18 protein-coding genes and 1 riboswitch are annotated in these 24,863 nt (G+C 42.1%); of the genes, 11 read left to right on the top strand and 7 right to left on the bottom strand.

The window, feature by feature from the left end:
• Positions 1-464 precede the first annotated feature (464 nt).
• Positions 465-1,562 carry a diguanylate cyclase domain-containing protein gene (locus tag A391_RS0106965; RefSeq protein WP_036316701.1) on the top strand — a complete coding sequence of 366 codons (1,098 nt, stop codon included), beginning with the start codon at positions 465-467 and terminating at the stop codon, positions 1,560-1,562.
• A 36-nt stretch (positions 1,563-1,598) separates the two neighbouring features.
• Here A391_RS0106965 and A391_RS0106970 read toward each other — a convergent pair whose 3' ends face one another.
• Positions 1,599-2,531, bottom strand: coding sequence for a LysR family transcriptional regulator (locus A391_RS0106970; protein ID WP_019898333.1), 933 nt, complete (start codon positions 2,529-2,531; stop codon positions 1,599-1,601).
• 127 nt (positions 2,532-2,658) lie between these two features.
• Here A391_RS0106970 and A391_RS0106975 point away from each other — a divergent pair, with 127 nt between their 5' ends.
• On the top strand, positions 2,659-2,895 hold the full coding sequence (locus A391_RS0106975) for a DUF2798 domain-containing protein (RefSeq protein ID WP_019898334.1): 237 nt from the start codon (positions 2,659-2,661) through the stop codon (positions 2,893-2,895).
• Positions 2,896-3,010: 115 nt separating this feature from the next.
• Here A391_RS0106975 and A391_RS0106980 read toward each other — a convergent pair whose 3' ends face one another.
• The 4 genes from A391_RS0106980 to A391_RS0106995 all read right to left on the bottom strand — a co-directional run bounded on the left by A391_RS0106980 (position 3,011) and on the right by A391_RS0106995 (position 6,144).
• The gene (locus tag A391_RS0106980; RefSeq protein ID WP_019898335.1) at positions 3,011-4,030 is read right to left on the bottom strand and encodes an alpha/beta hydrolase; all 1,020 of its coding nucleotides are present in this window, start codon (positions 4,028-4,030) and stop codon (positions 3,011-3,013) included.
• Between the two features lie 41 nt (positions 4,031-4,071).
• Positions 4,072-4,500, bottom strand: a complete 429-nt coding sequence (locus A391_RS0106985) for an organic hydroperoxide resistance protein (protein WP_019898336.1) — start codon at positions 4,498-4,500, stop codon at positions 4,072-4,074.
• 125 nt (positions 4,501-4,625) lie between these two features.
• On the bottom strand, positions 4,626-5,099 hold the full coding sequence (locus A391_RS0106990; protein ID WP_019898337.1) for a MarR family transcriptional regulator: 474 nt from the start codon (positions 5,097-5,099) through the stop codon (positions 4,626-4,628).
• Positions 5,100-5,217: 118 nt separating this feature from the next.
• A complete protein-coding gene (locus A391_RS0106995; protein WP_019898338.1) occupies positions 5,218-6,144 on the bottom strand; it encodes a LysR family transcriptional regulator in 927 nt (308 codons plus the stop codon).
• A gap of 119 nt (positions 6,145-6,263) precedes the next feature.
• Between A391_RS0106995 and metE the strand changes: the two genes are divergently transcribed.
• The 6 genes from metE to A391_RS14155 all read left to right on the top strand — a co-directional run bounded on the left by metE (position 6,264) and on the right by A391_RS14155 (position 15,334).
• Positions 6,264-8,573 (top strand): 5-methyltetrahydropteroyltriglutamate--homocysteine S-methyltransferase, encoded by a 2,310-nt coding sequence (gene metE, locus A391_RS0107005; RefSeq protein ID WP_019898340.1) that lies wholly within the window; start codon positions 6,264-6,266, stop codon positions 8,571-8,573.
• A 103-nt stretch (positions 8,574-8,676) separates the two neighbouring features.
• Positions 8,677-8,900: riboswitch (cobalamin riboswitch) on the top strand.
• 203 nt (positions 8,901-9,103) lie between these two features.
• On the top strand, positions 9,104-11,950 hold the full coding sequence (locus tag A391_RS0107010) for a ribonucleoside-diphosphate reductase subunit alpha (protein ID WP_019898341.1): 2,847 nt from the start codon (positions 9,104-9,106) through the stop codon (positions 11,948-11,950).
• A 222-nt stretch (positions 11,951-12,172) separates the two neighbouring features.
• The gene (locus tag A391_RS0107015; protein ID WP_019898342.1) at positions 12,173-13,306 is read left to right on the top strand and encodes a ribonucleotide-diphosphate reductase subunit beta; all 1,134 of its coding nucleotides are present in this window, start codon (positions 12,173-12,175) and stop codon (positions 13,304-13,306) included.
• A 545-nt stretch (positions 13,307-13,851) separates the two neighbouring features.
• Positions 13,852-14,565: a S1 family peptidase gene (locus A391_RS13785; protein ID WP_051089071.1), complete on the top strand. Its 714-nt coding sequence runs from the start codon at positions 13,852-13,854 to the stop codon at positions 14,563-14,565.
• Positions 14,549-14,881: a tetratricopeptide repeat protein gene (locus tag A391_RS14615; RefSeq protein ID WP_232416152.1), complete on the top strand. Its 333-nt coding sequence runs from the start codon at positions 14,549-14,551 to the stop codon at positions 14,879-14,881. The genes A391_RS13785 and A391_RS14615 overlap by 17 nt, the downstream gene beginning before the upstream one ends.
• An 18-nt stretch (positions 14,882-14,899) precedes the next feature.
• Positions 14,900-15,334 (top strand): hypothetical protein, encoded by a 435-nt coding sequence (locus A391_RS14155; RefSeq protein ID WP_019898344.1) that lies wholly within the window; start codon positions 14,900-14,902, stop codon positions 15,332-15,334.
• A 65-nt stretch (positions 15,335-15,399) separates the two neighbouring features.
• Here A391_RS14155 and A391_RS0107035 read toward each other — a convergent pair whose 3' ends face one another.
• Positions 15,400-17,025: a SulP family inorganic anion transporter gene (locus A391_RS0107035; protein WP_019898345.1), complete on the bottom strand. Its 1,626-nt coding sequence runs from the start codon at positions 17,023-17,025 to the stop codon at positions 15,400-15,402.
• A gap of 145 nt (positions 17,026-17,170) precedes the next feature.
• Between A391_RS0107035 and hrpA the strand changes: the two genes are divergently transcribed.
• Entirely contained in the window at positions 17,171-21,229 is a 4,059-nt protein-coding gene (gene hrpA, locus A391_RS0107040) for an ATP-dependent RNA helicase HrpA (protein ID WP_019898346.1), read from the top strand.
• Positions 21,230-21,234: 5 nt separating this feature from the next.
• On the top strand, positions 21,235-22,179 hold the full coding sequence (locus A391_RS0107045; protein WP_036317110.1) for a hypothetical protein: 945 nt from the start codon (positions 21,235-21,237) through the stop codon (positions 22,177-22,179).
• A 58-nt stretch (positions 22,180-22,237) separates the two neighbouring features.
• Here the strand turns inward: A391_RS0107045 and A391_RS0107050 are convergent, their stop codons facing one another.
• On the bottom strand, positions 22,238-22,831 hold the full coding sequence (locus A391_RS0107050; RefSeq protein ID WP_019898348.1) for a hypothetical protein: 594 nt from the start codon (positions 22,829-22,831) through the stop codon (positions 22,238-22,240).
• 208 nt (positions 22,832-23,039) lie between these two features.
• On the opposite strand from A391_RS0107050, the gene A391_RS0107055 reads away from it, so the two are divergent.
• Positions 23,040-24,845 (top strand): pyrroloquinoline quinone-dependent dehydrogenase, encoded by a 1,806-nt coding sequence (locus A391_RS0107055; protein WP_019898349.1) that lies wholly within the window; start codon positions 23,040-23,042, stop codon positions 24,843-24,845.
• The last annotated feature ends 18 nt before the right edge of the window (positions 24,846-24,863 follow it).

Raw genomic sequence — 24,863 nt, forward strand, 5'->3', positions numbered from 1 at the left:
AGAAAATAATATTCCGTACGATTAGTAATCTACTCTCAATTTTATTGAAGCGGAATATAAAAGTTGAAATAAATCGTTTAATTGCATGCAATTAGCTGACATTAGTTCAGTCATTTAGTAAATTGAAACGCAATAAAACTATTGGGCGAACCATCGCAGATAAACTTGCTCCAAGACATGAGTGCTAAAAAATAAATCGATGAATTGCACTCATATTGTGCAATATTAACTAAAGATACATTTGGCACATTTTTGGTGCTTTATGTATACTGTAATTGGCTGAATAAAATAATGTTTTTTAAGTTTGAGTGTAATCAAGGCTATCTTGCCTATAACTTTTGGTGCTTTAAGAAAGAAGGTTTTTCTGTTCTTAATTACTGAGGCTTATTATTACCACTAATCTAAATTACAGAAAGCAGATTTTACTGCCGCCGATAGTTGCGTCAATCATCCTGTTGATTGCAATGTCGTGGGTGTTTTTTAGCGCACAAACTTTGATGGCACTCACTAATCGTAAAGTGGAAATTTCAGATACACGTTACGAAATAGTGAAGCTGATGAACACTATTGTCGATTCTGAGACTGGGCTAAGAGGCTATCTAATGACAGGTAGTGTGCAATTTCTTGAGCCGTACAAGCGCTCCGCTAAAGAAACCTCATTACTATTTTCCAAAATAAAAAGTCGTGAAGAAGATTTCACTCGCTTCAAACCTTCGCTGATTACGCTAGATAAGCTGATACAAGAAAAATCCAACATTATTAAATCCACACTTAGAATTCAGCTCACTGCTGGTTCATACTCTCCGCATCTAACGCTTTCGGCTGATGCCAGTAAAACGCTGATAGATAAAATTGGTCTAGAAATTAATCAGTTAGACAAGATTATGCAGGAAGAGGCTGAGTTGGTTGATGTGAAGCTGAGTCTCACTATTAACCGCTTGAAGTTAGGCTCATTAATCGTTGTAATTCTAATTATTACTATATTGTTGATTAACTATAAAAGAACAATTTGGCTATTTGAACATGCATCGTCAAGCCAAGAGCTGGCTGAAGAGTTTGGTTACCTTGCGATGCATGATGCATTAACGCATTTACCTAACAGAAGAAATTTTGAGCAGTATCTTAAAAAATCAATTTCACAGGCAAACCGACATTGGCAAAAAGTTGGCTTGTTATATATGGATCTTGATGGATTTAAGTTAATTAATGACCAATATGGGCATGACGTTGGAGATGATGCTTTGATTGGATCTGTTGCTAAAATTAACGAAGTACTACGTGACTCTGATTTTCTTGCAAGAATAGGCGGGGACGAGTTTGCACTTGTTGTGCATAATTTTAATGACCCTAAAGAGCTGTTAGTGTTGGCTAATCGAATTATTCAGGCACTTAAAACACCAGTGATGACGATTGAAGAAAATGATGTATTGATGGGTATTAGTATTGGTATTGCTATTTACCCTGATCAAGTTAAAAATGTTAAAGAGTTAATTACTGCTGCAGATGAAGCTATGTATAAAGCAAAGGCGACGGGTAAGAATCAGGCTGTGTTTCATGCTTAGCTGCAATCAGCTTAATCCATACATTTTAACGTTTGATTAAATACTCTCCCATGTATGAGGGATAGACGTCATGATATGACTAACAAACGCCTTTACTTTCAGGGTCATTGCATGATGGTCGCGAAAGCAGGCATAAAATTCTAATGGTTCGTTATCTGAACGAACAGTAGCGTCGTTTGCTATTTCTTGTTCAAATAACGCAACTAGTTTTCCATCTTTGATGAGCGGGTTTGCAATAAATGCGGAAAGCCTTGTGATGCCTGCGCCTGCAATTGCTAACTCTGCTAGTGAGTTGATGTCATTACTGATGATGGATGGTTTAATGTCTGCTTCAAATCGCAATTCATCACGTAAAAATCCCCAACTTAACAGCCGCCCGTTGGTTGGCATGCGGAACATTAAACAGTCATGAAGTTGTAAGTCTTCAGGTGTCTGTGGCTGGCCTTTACGTGCGATGTAAGTGGGGGACGCGCAAAATAAAACAGGAACAGTAGCGATTTTTCTCGCGACTAAGCCAAGTTCCAATTGTTGTTTAAATCGAATACTGATGTCGATATCTTCTTTGACATGGTCAATATTTTGATCTGTGAGTATTAACTCAATAAATAGTTTTGGGTATAGCGCAGTAAATGACGGAATGATAGAAGATAGTACGTGCCGACCAAATGCTGCTGATGATGCTATTCTTAGTTTACCTTGAGGTTCGCCATGAAACTCTGTTACTAGGGATTTTGCATTTTCAATATCACTCGCGACATGGCGCACTTTCGCATAGTAAATTTCACCTGCTTCGGTGAGTGCTAAGCTGCGTGTTGTGCGCGTAAGTAAGCGCGCGTTTAATGATGCCTCAAGCCTTTGAATGTTCTGGCTTGCTGCCGCTGGAGTGATGCCTTGCATACGAGCACCAGCGGCGATACTGCCACCTTCAATGGCTTTAACAAAACTTTCAATGCTTCTTAAAGTGTCCATAATAGCTATCGAATTAAACTAATTATTCGATAGTTTATATTGATACTGGTGTTAGCGTTAGTCTACTATCACTTTATTTACTTAATGTATAAAGTAGCATGATGATTCTCTAATTTGGAAGTATTTAATGAATATAAAAATACCTAAACGTCATTCCCATGTCGTATTTGCATTTTTTATGGCTGGCATCATGGCGATTTTGATGTCTGCAATCATCGTTGCCGTTAGTAGTGGCATTGACACTGGCTATTTAAAGCGAGTAATTCATGCTTACACGCTAGCAATGCCTTCCGCATTTATTTGCGTACTTTTTGTCAGGCCTATCGTGGTTAAATTAGTTTCGTTAGTGGTTGCGACGGATTAGCAAACAACTTAATAAATAATGGCTAGCTTAATCGCTAAATTGAAATACCACGACCAGATTAGTCGTGGTATTTATTTTATGGAACAAGCTTAGTGTTATGTATAGATTAGCTGAGTTATTTTAATCTTTTTTTCAGTTCCTCCGCTGCTTGCGTCATGGCAGATTGTGTAGCCGTTAGCTGGCTTAAAATGTTAAGTAGTCCAAAATCATGAATCATGCCGTTATAACGTGTAGATACAACATTTACTCCCGCTGTATCTAGTTTTCTGGCATAAGCCTCACCTTCATCACGCAGTACGTCTTTCTCAGCAGTTTGCACTAGTGCAGGAGGTAAATCTTTAAGTTGCTCAGGTGTTGCCAATAGTGGAGAGGCGTAAATATTCTGGCGTTGTAACGCGTCTGTTGTGTAGTTATTCCAAAACCATTTCATCATGCCTGTGGTTAAGAAGTGACCGGTGCCGAACTCATCGTAAGAAGCGTTTTCAAAGTTCGCGTTCGTCACTGGCCAAAATAATACTTGGCTACGAATGCTAGGTGTACCTTTATTCTTAGCCATCAAGGCAACTACTGCTGCCATGTTTCCACCCACACTGTTGCCAGCCACAGCCAAACGTTTTCCATCTACATTAATTTCTGCACCGTTTTCAGATACCCATTTGGTGGCAGCATAGGCTTCATTAATCGCAACAGGATAGCGTGCTTCGGGGGATGGGCTGTAGTTGACAAAAACGGCAACTGCACCAGAGCCTACCACTAGATCACGAACGAAGCGTTCGTGTGTTGGAAAATCGCCCAATACCCATCCTCCACCGTGGAAAAACATAAATACAGGTAATGTGCCACTGACGCCTGCTGGACGTACGATATGAAGTTTGATGTCGTGACCATCCGCCTTAATAGTCTTAGTGCTGATATCAACTTTTGGTAAATTTAATTGTGGGCTAGCTTGTACGCTTGATAGTACAGCTCTAGCCTCAGTTGGTGACAATTGCTCGAGTGGCTTACCACCTCCTGCCTCAACTGCGTTTAGAAATTCTTGTACATTATGCTCTACACCATAGCTTCCTGCAGCCAAAGTAAGTTGTGAAACTAGAGCCATTGTTATAGCGACCAATATTTTTTTATAACTATTCATGATTAATTTCCTTTATATAAATGATGTTGGTTGGTAATAAATTAGATAATAGTGAGATGTACATCAATATTTCCACGAGTTGCATTTGAGTAGCGACAAACAATGTGAGCTTTAGCAACCAACGCTTCAGCTATTTCGTGTGATAGTCCAGGTAGTGATATCTTTAAATCAACTTCTATAATGCCGAAACCGTTTGGAATTGCACCAATACCTGCGCTACATTCTATTGACACATCATCTGGTATTGTTATTTTGTCTCGCTCTGCTACGAATTGCAGTGCGCCTAGAAAGCATGCGCTGTAGCCTGCAGCAAATAACTGTTCTGGACTTGTAGTATCACCTTCGTTGCCCTCTATTTCTTTTGGTGAGGTTACTTTTAACTCTATATTTCCCGCGATGATGCTGACTTGGCGATTACTATTACTAGTAGCGCTTGCGTTAGCTCGGTACAAAACTTTTTTTATTGACACAGTAGAGCTCCTATAAAAATAAAGTTATTACTTTGCGTTATTTAATAAATTACATTTACCCTATATATTGTGTGCTATTTAATAGTGCGCTATATATAGGATGAAAAAAAAGAGCTCTCATTTGCTCATTTAGTATTTCTAAACAATCTATCGCGAAGCTGAATTAGGTTTTCGCGAATAGAGGATAACTCATCTGGGGTACATTCAGTAGCGCAGAAAACTCCATTTGGGACTTCCTTGGCAACTTGTTGCAAAATACGACCTTGTTCAGTAAGGTTAATGATCACTTGACGTTCATCAGATTTAGCACGAATTCTCAATAACAAACCCTGTGTTTCCATGCGTTTAAGTAACGGTGTCAGCGTTGCAGAGTCTAGAAAAAGGCGCTCACCAATTTCTGATACTGTTAACGTATCTTGTTCCCACAAAACTAAAAGTACTAAATATTGAGAATAGGTAACCCCTAATTTTTTTAGAAGTTTGCGATAAACCTTGTTTATTCCCAACATTGTCGAATAAAGTGCAAAGCACAGTTGCTCATCTAGTAGCAATGATGCATTGTTTGTAGAAAGTTGCTTTTGTGTTGACATGTTTGACATAATACATAGTGCGCTATTTAATAGCAAGATTTTTTAAGTTATGTATCGTTAATGATAAAAGTGATGCATGATGAACAAAATTGATTGCCTATAGCAATCTTTAAAGGTTATTCTGATATTAGATATTAATACTATTTAAAAGCTTAATTCCTTTAAGATGAGCCGCGCAGGTGTTTTTAATAATGTTAACTAAATCGATAGTGTAGGGTAGCGTGATTGTTTCTGCTGAGCCTGTAGCATGTAGTTCTGACCATAGCCCCTTTTTTCCTATTGATTTTGCAATCACATATTCATGGTCGACATAATTTTGGATGCCCCAGCTTGGTAGCGCAGCTATTCCTCTGCGACTAGCAACCAGTTGCATAATCGCAATGGTTAGCTCAGCGGTGCGTCTTCCAAAGTTGATATTAGCTGGTTTGAGCACATGACGAATGATGTCGATTCGTTCTTCAGGTACTGGGTAAGTAATCAAGGTTTCGTTGGTAAAGTCTTCCGCTACAAATCTAGCTTTCTTATGTTTGCTATGATTTGGAGGAATGACCGCCATAATTTCAAACTTAAATAGTGGCTGGTGGGCCAGCGTGCCTATTTTTTCTGGTAAGCCACCAATTACTAAGTCAGCTTTGCCCTCATGCAATAAATGCCAGGGGTCGCTGTGAAACCCTGCGACTAAATCAATTTCCACCTCTGGCCATGCTCTTCTAAAAACATCCATTACTGGCGTTAACCAATCGAAGCAAGTGTGACACTCTAGTACGATTCTTAGTTCACCAGACTGTTTGCTTTTTAGGCGGACTAAATCACGTTCCGATTTGTCGATGAGCGGTAATAGTTCATTGGCTAAATCTAACAATCGCTGCCCAGCAGGTGTGAAGCGAAGGCCGTGAGCACCTCGCTTGAATAGTGTAATTTCGTAATGCATTTCTAATGCGCGAATTTGGTGAGATAGCGCTGACTGTGTCAAAAATATGCGCTCAGCCGCAAGGCCAAGCTTGCCTGTTTCTGCGATAGCTTTCAGTGATTTTAGGTGACGAATTTCTAGCATGATCTTTTAATATCTGGCTTTGATATGAATTTAATTCAAATTTATCACAAAAACTTTCGCTTTATTAAATTATTTTCGCAGCACAAAATGCACAACTTGCTTTTCGATGAGAATAAAAAATGAAAGAAAATAAAATTAAGAGCCATATTCTAGGATACCCACGGATAGGTGATAAACGTGAATTAAAGTTCGCACAAGAGTCATTTTGGCGTGGTGAGTCTTCACCAGATGATCTGCAAACAACAGCACGAAAACTACGTGTTGAAAATTGGAAAAAACAACAAAGTGCTGGTTTGAGCTTTATCACAAGTAACGATTTCTCGCTTTATGACCATGTGCTTGATCACAGCGTGTTGTTTGGAGCATCACCTAGCCGTTTTAGTAAGCTTCCTTTTGGTGCAAAAAACGTATCTGCTGAAACTGCCTATTTTGCAATGGCACGCGGCAATATTGAGCAACCAGCGATGGAAATGACTAAATGGTTGGATACTAACTATCATTATATTGTCCCTGAGCTTAATGAAGACACAACATTTTTGATTAATGCACATGATTATTTAGTGCAGCTTGATGAAGCACAAAAGCTAGATAAACAAGTGAAACCTGTGTTGTTAGGCCCTGTGAGCTTTTTGTATTTAAGTAAAGCACGCAACGTGAATAAGCTTGATTTGTTAGATACGTTATCACAGCAATATGCACATCTGTTACAAGAGTTACGTGCTAGAAAAATAGAGTGGGTGCAGATTGACGAGCCTATTTTTGCGTTAGATTTAGAGGATATTTGGTTAAAAGCCTTTGAGCGTGCATATGCATGGTTTAGAGCTTCGCGCCCCAAATTGTTACTGACTACTTATTTTGGAAATGTGTCACGTTACCAAGCGTATATATCAACTTTACCTGTCGATGGCATTCATATCGATTTAGCAAGGGCGCCTGAGCAGCTAGGGCCTTGGGTCAATGCAATCCCTAGCCATTGGGTGTTGTCTGCTGGTGTCGTAGATGGTCGTAATATATGGCGTAATGATTTAGACAAAACGATAACCTTATTGACACCTTGGGTTCAGCGCCTTGGTGAGCGCTTGTGGGTGGCACCTAGCTGTTCATTGCTACATACGCCGGTGACGTTGGCGCATGAGGTAAAGCTTGATGCGGCGATTAAACCATGGCTGGCTTTTGCCGATGAAAAAATTGCTGAGTTAAGTATTATCGCTAAGGCTTTGAATCATGGGGTCGAGTCAGTAGCCAATGAGTTGGCGCTATCACGTGCTGCTATCGCTACACGTCATCAATCTACATTGGTACATTCTGCCAGTGTTAAAGAGCGTGTTGATTCGATTAGTACAATAAACGAACACCGCGATAGTCCTTTTTCTATAAGAAAAGTTGCACAAAAGGCACGTTTGAATTTACCGCTATTACCCACCACCACAATTGGTTCTTTCCCGCAAACGCGTGACATACGTGCAGCGCGTGCGGCACTTAAAAGGGGCGAGATATCTTTAGTTGAGTATGAAGTGGAAATTAGGTCGCATATCACACATGCTATTCGTGAGCAGGAGTCTTTAGACCTCGATGTACTTGTTCATGGTGAGGCAGAGCGCAATGATATGGTGGAGTTCTTTGGCGAACAATTGTCTGGCTACGCATTTACTGAAAATGGCTGGGTACAAAGCTACGGTTCTCGTTGCGTAAAGCCGCCAGTGATTTATGGAGATGTTTATAGACCTAAACCGATGACAGTTGATTTAGCACGCTTTGCACAGTCGTTATCTGACAGGCCTGTCAAAGGCATGCTCACTGGTCCAATTACGATGCTGCAATGGTCTTTTGTCCGTGATGATCAGCCACGTTCGACGACGGCTATGCAATTAGCATTGGCGATACGTGACGAGGTGGATGATTTGCAAAAAGCTGGTATTGCGATTATTCAAATAGATGAGCCAGCATTACGTGAGGGCTTGCCTTTGCAAAAGACTGTATGGGAACATTATTTGGCTTGGGCAGTACGTGCATTTAAGCTGAGTGCCAGTGTGGCAGATGATAGTACGCAGATACACACTCACATGTGTTATGCCGAGTTTAACGACATTTTGCCAGCTATTGCTGCCATGGATGCTGATGTGATTACGATAGAAACGTCGAGATCAGCTATGGAGTTGCTAGATGCGTTTGGTGAATTTGACTACCCCAATGAAATTGGCCCTGGTGTTTATGATATTCACTCACCGCGTGTGCCTAGTGTTGATGCAATGGAACATCTGATGTATCACGCGATTAGGGTGGTACCTGTCGAGCGACTTTGGATTAACCCAGATTGCGGACTTAAAACTCGTGGCTGGGATGAGACAAGGCAGGCGTTACAGAACATGGTCAATGTCGCAAAGTCATTAAGAAAGCAATTCAGCCTAACCACTGCACTCGATTCATAATATTTGCTAATAAATAATATCTTGTAAAACATATGTATAGCTATTTATATTAAATATTTAGCTATATATTGTGTTTTTAAGTTGAAATAACACGCCATATTGCGTTATAGTGAGCGAGTACGGTTCTTAAATTTTAATCTTAATTTAAGATAATAGGGAATACGGTGCGCAATTTCTATCGTTGAAATTGCAATGCCGAAGCTGCCCCCGCAACTGTAATCAGCGAGTATTTTGTCTGATACGCCACTGCCTTTTAATTAAGGTGGGAAGGCTGACAAACTATATTGACCTGAAAGCCAGGAGACCTGCCGTAGACATTTTTTACATGGTTTAACTTTGAGTAGTTTGATTGTGTAAAAGTATTTTATAACGTTTGAGGCGGGGTGTCCTCGGCAGATGGAGTGGTTTGTCTTTGCGCATTCACTCCGCCATGCTGGTTTTTATTTAAGCAAGTAGTCTTTTCTCAGCTTTCTGGAAATGATTTGCGCTGAATAAAAAGTGTCCTGCCCTTTGAAAAAAGGGAAATAAAAATGGATGATGCAGTTTCACATCTTATCAATACATCTAATAACAATGGCTCTAGTCATACTATTGGCTTAGGCTCTGATTCGTTACCTACACTGCAGGTCATTCGCCGTAATGGTGATGTTGTTGCCTATCACCTTGATAAAATCTCAATAGCCATTACCAAAGCATTTTTGGCGGTAGAGGGCAATCAAAGCGCAGCTTCACAGCGCGTGCGCGAGCAAGTCGCTATTTTGAGTCAGTTGGTGAACAACGCACTATTACGCAGATTGCCTGCTGGCGGTGCGATTCATATTGAAGATATTCAAGATCAGGTTGAGCTTGCCCTGATGCGTAATGGTAACCATGATGTTGCACGCGCTTATGTGCTATATCGTGAAAAGCGTAATGCTGAGCGTGCAACTGATAAGCAAAATCACACTGCGCCAGCATCAAGCCACACACTCAATATTAATGTGAATGGCAAGCTTATCCCTTTAGATATCAATCTATTAAATTCGATGGTAGCAGAGGCATGCCAAGACCTAGGTGCAGAAGTTAATCCTGATATTGTCGTCGAGCAAGCGATACGCGATCTGTATGACGGGATTCCATTTGATGAAGTCCGTAAAGCGCTGATCTTATCAGCACGTAGCCTGATTGAAACTGAACCAGCATACAATTATGTAACCGCACGACTCCAGTTAGATTTAATCCGTACCGAAGTGCTAGGGGAGAGTGTACGCCAAACGGAAATGAAAAGCCGTTATGTCGAGTATTTCCCGCGTTATATCAAAATGGGGGTGGAAGCCGGCTTGTTGGATGCTAAATTAGCGCAGTTTGATTTAAGTAAATTAAGCGCAGTATTTGTGGCAGAGCGTGACTTTCAGTTTGGCTATTTAGGTCTGCAAACTTTGTATGACCGCTATTTTTTACATATTGAAGAACGCCGTATTGAATTGCCACAAATATTCTTTATGCGTGTTGCGATGGGTTTAGCGATTAACGAGATTGACCGTGAAGACCGCGCAATTGAGTTCTATCACGTGCTATCCAGCTTTGATTTTATGAGCTCAACACCTACATTATTCAATAGCGGAACTTTGCATTCTCAACTTTCTTCTTGTTACCTGACTACGGTAAGCGATGACTTGGATGGTATTTATCAAGGTATTAAAGAGAATGCATTGCTACAGAAGTACGCGGGTGGTTTGGGTAACGATTGGACGCCAGTACGCTCTTTAGGCTCACGGATTAAAGGGACCAATGGTAAGAGCCAAGGCGTGATTCCCTTCCTGAAAGTCGTGAATGACACTGCTGTTGCGGTCAACCAAGGTGGCAAGCGTAAAGGGGCGGTGTGTGGATACTTAGAAACTTGGCATTTAGATATTGAAGAGTTTCTGGATTTACGCAAAAACACTGGCGATGACCGTCGCCGTACACATGATATGAACACCGCGCACTGGATCCCTGATTTATTCATGCGCCGTGTCACTGAAAATGGGGAGTGGACATTATTCTCGCCGTCAGACGTGCCTGACCTGCATGACAAATATGGCCAAGCGTTTGAAGCGGCTTATGTTGAATATGAGCGCCGTGCAGATAATGGCGAAATCAAATTGTTTAAACGTATTCCTGCATTGCAAATGTGGCGCAAGATGCTTTCTATGCTGTTTGAAACAGGTCATCCTTGGATTACTTTCAAAGACCCATGCAACATTCGTTCACCACAGCAGCATGTAGGTGTGGTGCATAGCTCTAACCTTTGTACAGAAATTACACTGAATACGTCAGATACGGAAATTGCCGTGTGTAACTTAGGCTCTGTCAACTTATTGCAGCACCTGAAAGAAGTGGATGGCCAGCTAGTATTAGATAACGATAAGCTACAGGCGACCATTAAAGTGGGCATGCGTATGCTGGACAACGTGGTTGATATTAACTTCTACGCAGTGGGAAAAGCGCGCAACTCTAACTACCGTCATCGCCCAGTCGGCATGGGTATTATGGGTTTTCAGAACTGCCTGCATGCAATGCGTATCCCCTATGCAAGCAATGAAGCGGTCGAGTTTGCTGACCGCGCCATGGAAACCGTGTGTTACAACGCTTATTGGGCGTCGACGGTGTTAGCGGAAGAGCGTGGTGCATATTCAAGCTTTAAAGGCAGCTTGTGGGATCAAGGCATTCTGCCACTGGATACATTAGATTTACTATCGAATGAACGCGGCGGCAACGTAGAGGTAGATAGAAGCAAAACGCTAGATTGGGATGCATTGCGTACACGCATTCAAACAGTGGGTATGCGTAACTCTAACTGCGTAGCGATTGCACCTACTGCGACTATCTCTAATATCGTCGGTGTTTCTGCCAGTATTGAGCCTGAATATCAAAACCTTTACGTTAAATCTAATCTTTCAGGTGAGTTTACGATTGTGAATGAGCAGTTGGTGATTGATCTTAAAAACCGTGGTTTGTGGGATGCTGTCATGGTCTATGACTTGAAGTATTTTGATGGCTCACTCGCACCGATTGACCGTGTACCTGCAGACTTGAAACAGCTGTATGCAACCGCTTTTGATGTTGACCCAAGTTGGTTGATTGAAGCTGCCGCGCGCCGTCAAAAATGGATAGACCAAGCACAATCACTTAACCTGTATTTTGCTGTTCCATCAGGCAAGAAGCTCAATGATACCTACATGCTGGCTTGGAAGCGTGGCCTGAAAACGACGTACTACCTGCGCTCATTAGGTGCAACAGCAGCGGAGAAATCAACTGGCAGCGGCGGTGAGTTGAATGCGGTCGCATCGAGTGCCTCAGAACCAGCGCCGAAGATGTGCAGTATAGACAACCCAGAGTGCGAATCTTGCCAATAGAAAATTAAAAGTTCGAAACCTGTCATTCCCGCGAAAGCGGGAATCCATTTTTGGAACGATTTAATCGTATTAAATATATAAACGTTTAGCTTCTAAACTCAATATAACACTGACTTTTAAACCACTAGCCTATAGATTAAATACAATGAAGTATCAGTGCGATCGATGTAGGGGTGACTTAGTTAAGCCGTAAATTAGAAGCTGAACTATTAAGGAAAAAACATGCTTTCATTTGAAGATGAAGTTTACGAAGCACCAGTTTCACCAAAGCTTGTGCCAGTACCAACAACACACACAGAAACTACAACACCGCTAGCCGCCAATCAACCTTCTATTTCAGGCCGTGTCAACGCCTCTGATAAACGTATGATTAACGGCCAAACCGACGTGAATCAACTGGTGCCGTTTAAGTATCACTGGGCATGGGATAAATATTTAGCGGGTTGCGCCAACCACTGGATGCCGCAAGAAGTATCCATGAGCCGCGATATTGCACAGTGGAAAGATAGCACTGCACTCACGGATGATGAGCGCTTGATTGTGAAGCGTAACTTAGGTTTTTTTACCACGGCAGACTCACTTGCCGCAAACAACATCGTGTTAGGCACCTATCGGCACATTACGGCACCAGAGTGCCGCCAATACTTACTACGCCAAGGTTTTGAAGAGGCGATTCACACCCATGCCTATCAATACATCGTTGAAAGCCTAGGTTTAGACGAAGCAGAAGTCTTTAATGCTTACCAAGAGATACCGAGCATTAAAGCAAAAGATGACTTTTTGATACCTTTTATCAATACGCTAACAGACCCAGAGTTTAAAACGGGTACACCAGAAGCTGATCAGCAACTGTTGCGCTCACTCATCGTTTTCGCCTGCATTATGGAGGGGTTATTTTTCTATGTAGGTTTTGTACAGATTCTAGCATTGGGCCGCCAAAACAAGATGCAAGGTGCGGCCGAGCAGTATCAATATATTCTGCGTGATGAATCGATGCATTGCAATTTTGGTATTGATGTTATCAATACCATTAAGCTAGAGAACCCACATTTATGGACGTCTGAATTTAGAGATGAGATTAAATCCTTAATGCGGCATGGGGTAGAGCTTGAGTATCACTATGCTGAAGCCACGATGCCTCGTGGTGTACTTGGGCTTAATTCAGCCATGTTTAAAGAATACCTACGCTTTATTGCTAATCGTCGTTGTCAGCAGATTGGTTTAGAAGCGCTTTATCCCGGCGCGAATAACCCATTCCCCTGGATGAGTGAAATGATGGACCTGAAAAAAGAGAAAAACTTTTTTGAGACACGGGTCACTGAGTATCAAACTGGTGGTGCATTAAGTTGGGATTAGTGTCTTAGTACTTAGCTTAAGGTGCCATATTCATCTCACCTTAACTCAGTCATTAACCTTGGTGGGGTGATTTTGGTGAATTAATCTTAGTTTCATGTCTGTACATTTTAATGGCTACTTGATTTAACAGATGTGTCACTGGAGTGCTTAGCACCTCTCAGTTGCCTTGAGATGATGAACTTTATGTCCCGTCTAAGTTTAGGTTGATGTTTATTCACCTATTTTAGAACGGGGCAGCTTTGTTGATTGCCTCTTTCGTGTAGGGTTAATCAAATTTTTTTAGATGATTGTTGCATAAATAAAAAAATACATAAAAACAGGAACGTATCAGATTAAATAAGTGTCTTTGTAGGAGATCAATTAAAACAGAGCGCTAAAATGAATACTAACCAAACGATTGAAAAACAGTTGGAAGTTTTGAGTGAGAAGTTATCCCAAATTAATCACAATATGCTGAAAGTTTTTTGGATTGTTGCAATCTTTGCATTACTGTATTTTGGCCTAATGATTTATATGCTTTTTTTAAGATAAGTGAATCAGCTATCATGAATAAATTCGGTGTGTTATTTCTTTTGATGGCGAGCACGTCTTACGCCGAGCATATGCCAGCGCCCACAGATGAGTTTTTATACCAACTTAAACAGTCATTAGTCAAAGTAGCCACTACCACCAAGTCTGGTGGTCACGGTTTTGGCACCGGTGTGGCAATCAGCAAAGATCATGTGGTGACCAATTGTCATGTGCTGACAAATGCAAATGGTATCAGCATTAGTAAATGGGGGGTTGAATATGCCCCCTTATCGTTGCAGGCGGACTGGAAGCACGATTTATGTATTTTAAAGTTTGAGTGGGCAGATCTTAAGCCTGTTGCAATGTCTGACAACGATAGCCTGCAATACGAACAACCTGTGATTTCTATTTCAATGCCAACGGATTCTCCAGCACCTTATGTTGCATTGAGTAACATTAAAGCTTTATATCCGATGGATGATGCAGAGGTGGTCAGAACGGAAGCAGCGTTTTCTATAGGAGCTAGTGGAAGCCCCATTTTTGACTATGCAGGTAAACTGATTGGTATTAGTACGTTTAAAAGCCCTGGACGTAAGGCTTATTACTACAATATGCCAGTGAAGTGGATTAAAGCGCTATTGACGCATGAGTCCACAGACTTAAATGCATTACACGATTTACCTTTTTGGGATGCCCCCGAAGATAAGCGTCCGTTTTTTTATGCGTATTGTGATGCCTTTTCAAAATAACCGATGGCTTGATGTACAAAAAGTAGCGATGGATTGGGTTGTCGATCAGCCAAAAAATGCAGAAGCGTGGTACTACTTAGGTGCATCATTCCAACATTTAGGAGATATGGCAAATGCCATACAAAACTACAAAAAGGCGCTTTCATTTCACCAGTTACACCCAGCAAGCCTAAGTGCGTTAGCTCTGATTGCTCAATCTCAGGGCGATTCAGTAGCACTAAGTAAGATTAAATCTCAAGTAAAAGGTATTAGCCATGAGGCGTTAGAGGGGTTAAACGACATACTCAGTGCCAATCAATCGCCTGTTAATCATTAATTGATATCATCAAAAGTAATGAAAAAATATTTTAAATATGGCTTGCTAGCAGTCTCGTTACTTTTAGTATTGTTTTATTGCTTAGTGGATGGAAGTAAATTATCTCCCAGAAACCAACCCAGCGAGATTTCTAGCAAATTAGTACATTCAATTAACAACTGTCAGGGGATAGCAGCCAAATCTGTAGCCAATTTAAATGCGTTTTTAGAATTTCAAAAGCTTGAGATTGAAGGGCGAAAAATGCATGTTTTTCAACGGTGTATGAATGACCAAGGCTACATGGAAAATCCTGAGTGGGTCAAGTTTGCCGAGCCAATTTCTCAAAAAGAGGCTAAAACTTCAGGTGTTTCATTGAATGAAGCATATGAAAAATTTAGGCGCACACAGATGGTGTTAATTAGGGTGCCTCATCATCACCCCTTGTATTGGAAGACATCTAGGGAAAGCAAATGACAATTGAATATAGGCAAATTAGGTATTTATTCGGTTGATAGTTTGTTTCTACCTGTGTGGATACATCACACAGGTACGTTAAGCATATGAATATGACGAATGATATTCTCTTCCCCCATTTTTTGCGCAATACCGGCGCGTTCCATTTTTTCTAAGATATTAGGTCTTACCTGACAAAGTATCAGGCGAGTATGGTTACGTTCGCATTTCTTCATGAGGTCCCAAAAGGTTTGCAGGCCAGTCGCATCAATAATCGGCACATTCTCCATACGTAATACCAATATATCTGCATGTGTATGTGCTGTTTCTAGCGCAATCATTAAGCGCTCTGTGACGCCAAAGAAAAAAGGCCCTTCCATGGTGAAGATAGCCACGTTATCTGGCAATATTAGGCTTTTATTGCCAGTTTCCTGAATCAGTTCTTCAATACTTTGCTGTTTGATGCTGACGGCTTCGCTCATGCGTTTCATAAACAAAAGTGCGGCCAACATTACCCCAATATTTACTGCAAGAACTAAGTCAGTCAATATAGTCAGTAGAAAAGTAATGATAAGCACTACCACATCTGCTTTAGGTGCGGTGCGTACCATGTGTGAGAAACGGTGCATTTCACTCATGTTATAGGCGACAATAAATAATATTGCAGATAATGTACACAATGGAATGTGTGCTGCCAAAGGTGCAAACACCAGCACAATGAAGACTAATGTGATGGTGTGAACAATACCAGCCAATGGGCCTGTAGCGCCGTTTCGGATGTTGGTTGCTGTTCGAGCAATGGCGCCAGTAGAAGCAAAACCGCCAAACAAAGGTGAGAAAATGTTGGCAACCCCTTGACCAATAAGCTCTTGGTTTGAATCATGTTTAGTATTGGTCATGCTATCCGCGACTACAGCAGAAAGTAGTGATTCAATGGCGCCAAGTAATGCAATGGTAAAAGCTGGACCAATGAGTTGCAACACTTGTGAAAAGCGAATTGGTAAAAATTCAAACTCAGGTAAGCTTTGCGGTATACCGCCAAATGCCGAGCCAATGGTGGCTACCCCTTTAAAGTTAAAACTTGCCTGAATCGCTGTTACCACAACCATGGCTATTAAAGGGGAGGGGATGCGTTTAAATACTCTGGGGGAGTAAATCACTATTAGCAAGGTTAATAGCGCTAGTAATGTCGTTTGAAGATGCACGCTAGGAAATGCTACTATTAAATCCCATACTTTCTCATGAAAATGCGCTGCGCCTAACGTTGGGTTTAAGCCAAAAAAGTCTTTCCATTGACCTACCCAGATAATAATAGCGATACCGCTAGTAAAGCCGACAATCACAGGGTCTGGAATATATTTGATTACCGCGCCAAACCGCACCAACCCCATCATCAGCAATATAAATCCAGCCATGAGCGTGGCCATTTGTAAGCCAGCAATCCCATATTCTGCGGTAATACCAGCAAGGATGACGATAAAAGCCCCTGTAGGCCCTGAGATTTGTAAACGGCTACCACCCAGTAGTGAGCTTATGCCGCCAGCGACTATCGCAGTATAGATACCTTGCTCAGGTTTTGCGCCAGATGCAATGGCAAATGCCATGGCTAGAGGGAGCGCCACAATGCCCACAATGATGCCAGCAAGTAGATTATTAGCCCAATGTGGTTTTTTAAATAAACCAGCGCGTTTGGCTTCTAGGTAGGCAATCATTTTTTATGAGAGGCTTATGGGTAATGGTAATTAATAGTAGCACGCTGCATATGGTTATTTCAAATGGCCAAGCGCATCAATCATCTTAATTAAATAATAGATTATTGATGCTTTTGCATGATTCACTCAAGCAGACGGGCGCGGCATGATAAAATTTACGTCTATGAATGTGAGTAAACCTGATAATTTAATTCCTGCTAACTTTGATCAAGCGCTACAAAGCTGCATACTGGTAGATCGGCATGCTTTGCGGCGTAAAGTGCAGGAGATCAAAGTATTGCAAAAAGCGACGGATGAGAAGTCCTTAGCAAGAGCACAACGCATGGTGAATGAAGTAGTGCAAAAGTTGCACGCTTCACAGCAAAAGTATCAACAACGGCTAAAACATCTACCCAAGCCGGAATATCCACCAGAACTGCCAGTCAGCGGTAAACGAGATGAAATCTCCAAAGCCATTAGCAAGCACCAAGTAGTGATTGTGTGTGGTGAAACTGGCTCTGGTAAAACAACGCAGTTACCTAAAATTTGTTTAGAACTTGGCCGTGGTGTCTCAGGGTTGATTGGGCATACACAACCAAGGCGTATCGCAGCAAGGTCTGTTGCCAGCCGTATTGCACAAGAGCTGAAAACGCCGCTGGGTGAGGCTGTTGGTTATAAGGTGCGGTTCAACGATAAATTGTCAGAGTCCAGCTATGTTAAGTTGATGACGGATGGTATTTTGCTCGCAGAAACGCAGGGTGATAAGTTTCTTAATGCTTATGACACGATTATCATTGATGAGGCGCATGAACGTAGTCTGAATATCGATTTTCTACTTGGATATCTCAAGCAACTTTTACCCAAGCGCCCAGATTTGAAAATCATCGTCACTTCAGCCACCATTGATGCTGATCGATTCTCACAACATTTTAACGGCGCACCTGTGATAGAGGTCTCAGGTCGTACTTTCCCTGTAGAGATTCGCTATCGTCCGCTAGGTGCAGCAGGTTTCCGTGCTAAGGAAATTGCCGAGGCAGAAAACGCTCAGTTTGATTTAGATGATGACACCATCTTTGGCATTGCACGTAAAGCCAAAACAGAAGCGCGTTGGCTAGAAGAAGATGACGAAGAAGAGGCGATTGAAGAAGCCATTTTAGATGCTGCCGATGATTTGCTACGTCAAGGTGATGGCGATATTTTAGTATTTTTACCAGGTGAGCGAGAGATTCGTGATGTTGCTGACCATTTGCGCAAATACCAAGGGCGTTCTGCCAAACTAAAGCATATAGAGGTATTGCCTTTATTTGCACGCCTAAGTATTGAAGATCAGCAAAAGATTTTCAAAAGCCATAGTAGTCGGCGCATTGTGCTGGCGACTAACGTAGCAGAAACGTCATTGACAGTGCCTGGTATTAAGTATGTGATTGATGCTGGCTTAGCGCGGGTCAATCGATACAGTACTCGTGCAAAAGTTGAGCAGTTACAGATTGAAAAAATTAGTCAGGCTGCCGCCAAGCAGCGAGCAGGGCGTTGCGGCCGAGTTTCAAACGGTATTTGCGTCAGACTTTACTCTGAGCAGGACTTTAATGGACGCCCAGCGTTTACCGAGCCCGAAATCTTACGCAGTTCACTAGCCGCTGTGATTTTACGCATGGCCGCATTACGTTTGGGCGATGTCACAGAGTTTCCTTTTATTGAAGCGCCATCATCCCGTTTAATTGCCGATGGTTATCTGTTGTTGCAAGAGCTTGGCGCGGTAGATGCACGTCGCCAGATTACTGAAACTGGCTTGCAACTGGCTAAGCTACCGCTAGACCCAAGGGTGGGGCGGATGATACTTGCCGCTAAGCGCGAGCATTGTTTAAAAGAAATCTTGATTATTGCCAGTGTGCTCAGCATACAAGACCCACGTGAACGCCCGATGGATAAACGTGAAGCGGCGGATAATGCACACGCCAAGTTTGCAGGTGAAGGCTCAGACTTTATGAGCTACCTTAAGTTATGGGATTTCTTTGACAGCGCATTAAAAACCAAAAAATCTAACAAAGACTTGCTTAATCAATGTCACAGTAATTTTTTATCTTTCTTACGTTTGAAAGAATGGCGTGAGTTACATGGGCAGTTGTTAGATATTATTTTAGAGATGGAATTTAAGCTCAATGAGAAAGAAGCTAACTTTGAGCAGATTCACAAAGCGCTGTTGGCTGGCCTATTAGGTAACATTGGCTTTAAAGATGGAGATAGTGACTCATATGCGGGTGCGCGTAGTATCCGTTTCCACGTTGCGCCTGGTTCTACCCTTAAAAAGACACGTCCAAAATGGGTGATGGCGGCAGAACTGGTGGATACCACCAAATTATATGCGCGATGTGTCGCCAAAATTGAACCAGACTGGATTGAACCGCTAGCCAGAGGCCTAACAGAAAGCCATTATTCAGACCCGCGTTGGGATAGAAAAATGGGCATGGTCAACGCGTGGGAGCGTGTGAGCTTATATGGGCTGACGATTATTCCAAAGCGCCGCGTACATTACGGCCCCATTAATCCTGCTGAATCCCGTGAGATATTTATACGCGAGGCGCTGGCAAATGGCGAGTTTGATACCAAAGCTGCATTTTTCACAGCCAATGAGCGCTTAATAGCAGAAGTTGAAGAGCTAGAACATAAAGCGCGCCGACAAGACGTGTTAGTGGACGAGCATAAACTTTTTGCATTCTATGATGCCAAAATACCAGCGGATATTTTTAATGCTGCAAGTTTTGAAAAGTGGCGTGCAGATGCTGAAAAAATATCTCCACGGCTGCTATACCTGACGCGCGATGATTTAATGCGGCATGGTGCAGATGCGATTACGGCTGTGCAGTTTCCTGAAAAAATCATGTTAGATGGCGTTGAAACTACGTTGAAATATCGCTTTGAGCCAGGTCATGTATTAGATGGTGTGACTGCTACCGTGCCACTTGCTTTGCTGAACCAATTGAACCCTGTTCAAACCGAGTGGCTAGTACCTGGTATGTTGCGTGAGAAAATTACTTATCTGATTAAGGCATTACCTAAAACATTTCGTCGTGTATGTGTACCTGTGCCAGAGTTTGTCACGGGTTTTTTAGATGATGTGAATGATCGGTTTTCACAGCCTATGCTGGATACTTTAGCAGCGTATATACATCGCAAAACAACGCTAAAAATTAGTAAAGAAGATTGGACGCTTAGTGACATACCGCCACACCATTTAATGAATTTTAGCGTGTTGGATGATGATGGAAGAGAACTTGCAATGGGGCGCGATTGGAACGCGCTTAAAAAGCAGCTTGGGTCTGCGGCACAGCTCACTTTTAGAAACACTTCACCTGACATCGAAAAAACAGGGCTAAAACAATGGGATTTTGGCGACCTGCCACAGACGCTTAGTTTTGAGCGAGACGGCTTAAAAGTCACTGGATATCCAGCGCTTGAAGATGCTAATGACAGTATTGCCGTTAAGCTATTTGATACTGAACGTGAGGCTGAGTTGAGCCATCGTAAGGGCGTATGCCGCTTGATGCGTTTTGAGCTAAAAGAGCAAATGAAACAGTTGGAGAAAAGCCTACCAAACTTTAATCAATATGCGCTTACCCTACGTAATGTGATGTCAGCTGAAGACCTGCGAGAAGATATGATTTTGGCAATTGCAGACCGTGCATTTATTGGCGAAGATGATTTGCCACGCACTAATGCGGATTTTATGGTGTTGAAACAACGTGCCAGAACACGCTTGCCAGCAGTGACACAAGCTGTTGCGCGACAAGCGCAGGCCATTGCTACAGAGTATCAGTTGCTTGTACAAAAGCAGGGCCAAATGGCTGCAACCGTTAATCGCCTAAAGCGAGATTTAGAACAGCAAATTGGATTGTTAGTATACAAAGGATGTTTTAGCCAAACGCCTTGGGAGCAGTTACAGCATGTTCCACGTTATTTAAAAGCGCTAAGACTTCGGATAGAGAAGCATCCAGCCAACCCTGACCGTGACGGTAAAAACGCTGCTAGTGTTGGCTTGTTCTGGCAAAAGTGGCAAGACAAAGTAAATGCGCTGAATGCGGCACATTTGGATATTCCACAAAGCTTGCAGGATTTTAGATGGCTGATTGAAGAGTTGCGCGTATCTTTATTTGCACAGGAGCTTAAAACACCGTTTCCTGTGTCATTAAAGCGTCTTGAGAAAACATGGGCAGACCTTCGCCTGTAAACGTTATGCAGTCTAATCAAGCTAATATTAACCAGAGTAATGAGCAAAACTTTGATGAGTTTTTAGCGCAGGCATATCGTCTGCGTAGCGTTAATGATCAATCTATTAGCGTTAATATTAGCCGCAATACCATCATTGCGATTGTCCTTTCGCTATTGATTCATGCGATTTTTTTCTTTTTTGCACCCAATGTTAAATTTGATGAGCCGCCAGCAAGCCCACCGACCACCATTGAAGTAAGCTTGGCGCAACCAAAAGCTAAGCCAGTGGTTGAGGCATTGCAAGAGCCAACGCCAGAACTGGTGCCTGAACCAGTGCCTAAGCCAGAGAAGGCGCAGCCAGTTGTTAAACCTGTCAAGCAGCCTAAAGTGATAGCAAAGGCAGCTAAACCGTTAAGTAAACCAGAGTTTACGGTGCCAGAGCCTACCCCTGAACCTAAGCCGCCAACCAAAGAGCCTGTATTAGACCCAGCGAAATTTCCTGATATGGCATCCTATATGAAAGCAGTGCAAGCCAGTAGAAAGGGCACTGAATATGATGCAGCGAGACAAAATGCTGAGGCTGTCGCCAGTCAGCGTGGACCAAGTGAAGAGCAGCTCAGAGATGAACGTATTAAAAATAACTTTAAAAGTGGTACTAACGGAATTTTTGAGATTACGAGCAAAAGTTCTCGCCACGCCACTTTTGTATTTAAGGGGTGGACGAATGACTACAGTAACGCGAGGCTTCAATACTTTGAGGTTGAAGCTAGCACTGGTCAAGATATTCGGTTGTCAATAATAAAACGCATGATTACGCTTATTCGTGAACATTACCAGGGTGACTTTACTTGGGAATCACATCGACTTGGTCGCTCAGTAACGCAATCTGCAAGACTAGAAGATAACGCTGGCCTCGAAGACTTCTTAATGATGGAATTTTTTGGTAGTAATTACCGAAATACCCAGTAACTCTTAGCCTATTTGTTGATCGATTCTTGCCTAATTGGTATTGCTTATTTAACAACTTTTACTTTAGCTTTTCTTCGTTAAGTGCGCGACGGTATTGTTCTAATCTTTCCTGATAATTCTCGGCATCACCATATTCTATAAAACGTGAATAGCGTGAGTGGGCGCCTAATACTTTTCTTGCGTGTTTGATCGGGCAGAAGTATTGCTCTGTACGCGCGACAATCTCGCTGATGTAAGCAATCATGCCAGTGCCGTATGCGCAGTAGGTGCAGTGAAATTTTTCTATAAAATTGAGGTATTGCAGTTGTTGACGGTCATAGATGATGTAATCTGCTCTGCGCACTTTTTTAATACCGTATATAGGAAAGCAAGTCAGTTGGTAAAACGTGATGAAAATATCAGTAATCACCAACGGGATAATCATGGCGTATATGATAGGTCCCGTAATCAGATTTTGTGGTCGATTAGTGACCAGCCATGTAAAGAAGTTTCTTTTAAGTCGCTTGTGTGTCTCTTTCATGGACTTTTCAAACTCAACACGCTTGCCTTTAATCTGAAAAAATATCGTGGACTGTTGCTCATTAAGGACCGTGCGTAAATCATCTTCTAGTTCGGTAATCTGGTTCAGTAGCTGTTGAATACGATCATTCATGCAAACTCCTTGATTGATGTGATAATTGCATGGTCTAAGTCAATGAGATGTACTGTAAGCCTAAGCTGTACGCTATTAGTATAGCGTTATATTAAGTAATTGTTTTGTGGCTTAAATTAATTTTAGTCGTTAATTGGCAAAAGGTATACACATCTGTATACTTTAAAACAAATGTTATGCACTGATGACAAATATAAGGATGCTAGTGATGTATAAGTACTTGAACTTTCAACAGTTAAAATCTATTAGCGGGTATGTGATGCTTGTTGGCGCTATCGCTTCAACCGCTGCCTGTTCAGGGTTAAGCAAGCACTCATCTTCTACTGGTCATCACGATTGGCCGGTTTACGGAGGGGATTATACAAATCAGCGTTTATCGCCACTCACACAAATCAATACGAGTAATGTTAAGAATTTATCACTGGTATGGGAGTTTAAAACAGGTGTTTCTGCTAGCTTTCAGGCCACGCCAATTGTCAAAAGTGGTGTGATGTACGTCTCCTTGCCTTTTAACCATGTCGCAGCACTAGATGCAAAAACAGGCAAAGAGATCTGGCGTTATCAACATGCACGTAAAGCTGATTGGAAAATGTGTTGCGGCCCAGCTAATCGTGGTGTGGCAGTCAGTGACGGTAAAGTATTTATTGGTACTGTAGATGCTAGGTTAATTGCTTTAGATGCTAAATCTGGCGCAAAACTATGGGATATTAATGTCGCTGAAGATACCGCTTTAACTGAAAATACAGGTTTGTTAAGTAAGGCGGATGCTAAAAGTAAAAAAGAAATCTATGGTGGTACCGGTATTGGTATCGCGATGGCTCCAGTTGTTTATCGGGGCAAAGTGATTGTTGGTGTGACTGGGGTTGGTTATGGCTTGCATATTGATCAGCCAAGGATAGATGCACCCCTTGGAGCAGTGGTCGGCGTCAGTGGCCAATATGGTCGCCCTGGTTTCTTAGCTGCATATGATATTAAAAACGGTGAAAAAGTATGGCAGTTTGACACAATTCCATCCCAAGGATGGGAAGGGGTGTTTACTGAAACAACCTCAGATGGTTTAGTGTTAAACCGTGATATTGCAACAGAAAAAGAGAACCTCAAAACACATCAGGATGCTTGGAAGTATGGTGGCGGCTCTGCATGGACTACCCCAGCGATTGATACCAAGACCAACACATTGTTTTTTGGTACAGGAAATCCCTCTCCGCAAATGAATGATGTATCACGTCCTGGTGATAATTTATACACAGTGTCTCTAGTTGCTTTAAACACGGAAACAGGCAAGATTAAATGGCATTACCAGCAAGTGCCACATGATGTTTGGGGCTACGATGTAGCTAGTCCACCAGTATTGTTTGATTATGTCAAAGACGGTAAAACAATACCTGCAGTAGGGCAGGCTGGTAAAACAGGCTGGTACTACGTCAATGATAGAAAAACAGGCGTACTCTTAACAAAGTCAGATGCTTTTGTTCCACAGCATAATTTATTTGCTAAAGCCACAAAAGAGGGGACAGTCTTGTACCCAGGTATTTTAGGAGGTTCTAATTGGAGTCCAAGTGCATTAGACGAACGCAGTCAAACCAGCTTTGTTGCTGGCATTCATGCGCCAATTAAATATACTTTGGTCGATGAACCAGCGAAAGCAAACTTACCTGCTATTCAATATGTGTCCTCAGAACCTACTAAAGATGCACGCTGGGGTATATTGTCAGCAATTAACCTAACGACAGGAAAAATGCGTTGGCAAGTGAAAACAGAGCAGCCTCTGATGGGAGGCGTATTAGCTACGCGTGGCGACTTGGTGTTTATGGGTGAGGGTAGTGGTCGCTTTAATGCCTATAACAGCAAAACTGGCCAATTAATCTGGCAGACAAAGGTGACTGCTGGTGTCAATGCACCGCCTATCAGTTATGAAATTGACGGCGTACAATATGTAGCAGTAGTTGCTGGCGGCAATGCAATTTTTGGCTTCCCGTCTGGCGACCAAGTGCTTGTTTACGCGCTTCCTTAATTAATACAATCCTCATAG

This window comes from Methylotenera mobilis 13 (assembly GCF_000384255.1).
Taxonomy (GTDB): Bacteria; Pseudomonadota; Gammaproteobacteria; order Burkholderiales; family Methylophilaceae; genus Methylotenera; species Methylotenera mobilis_B.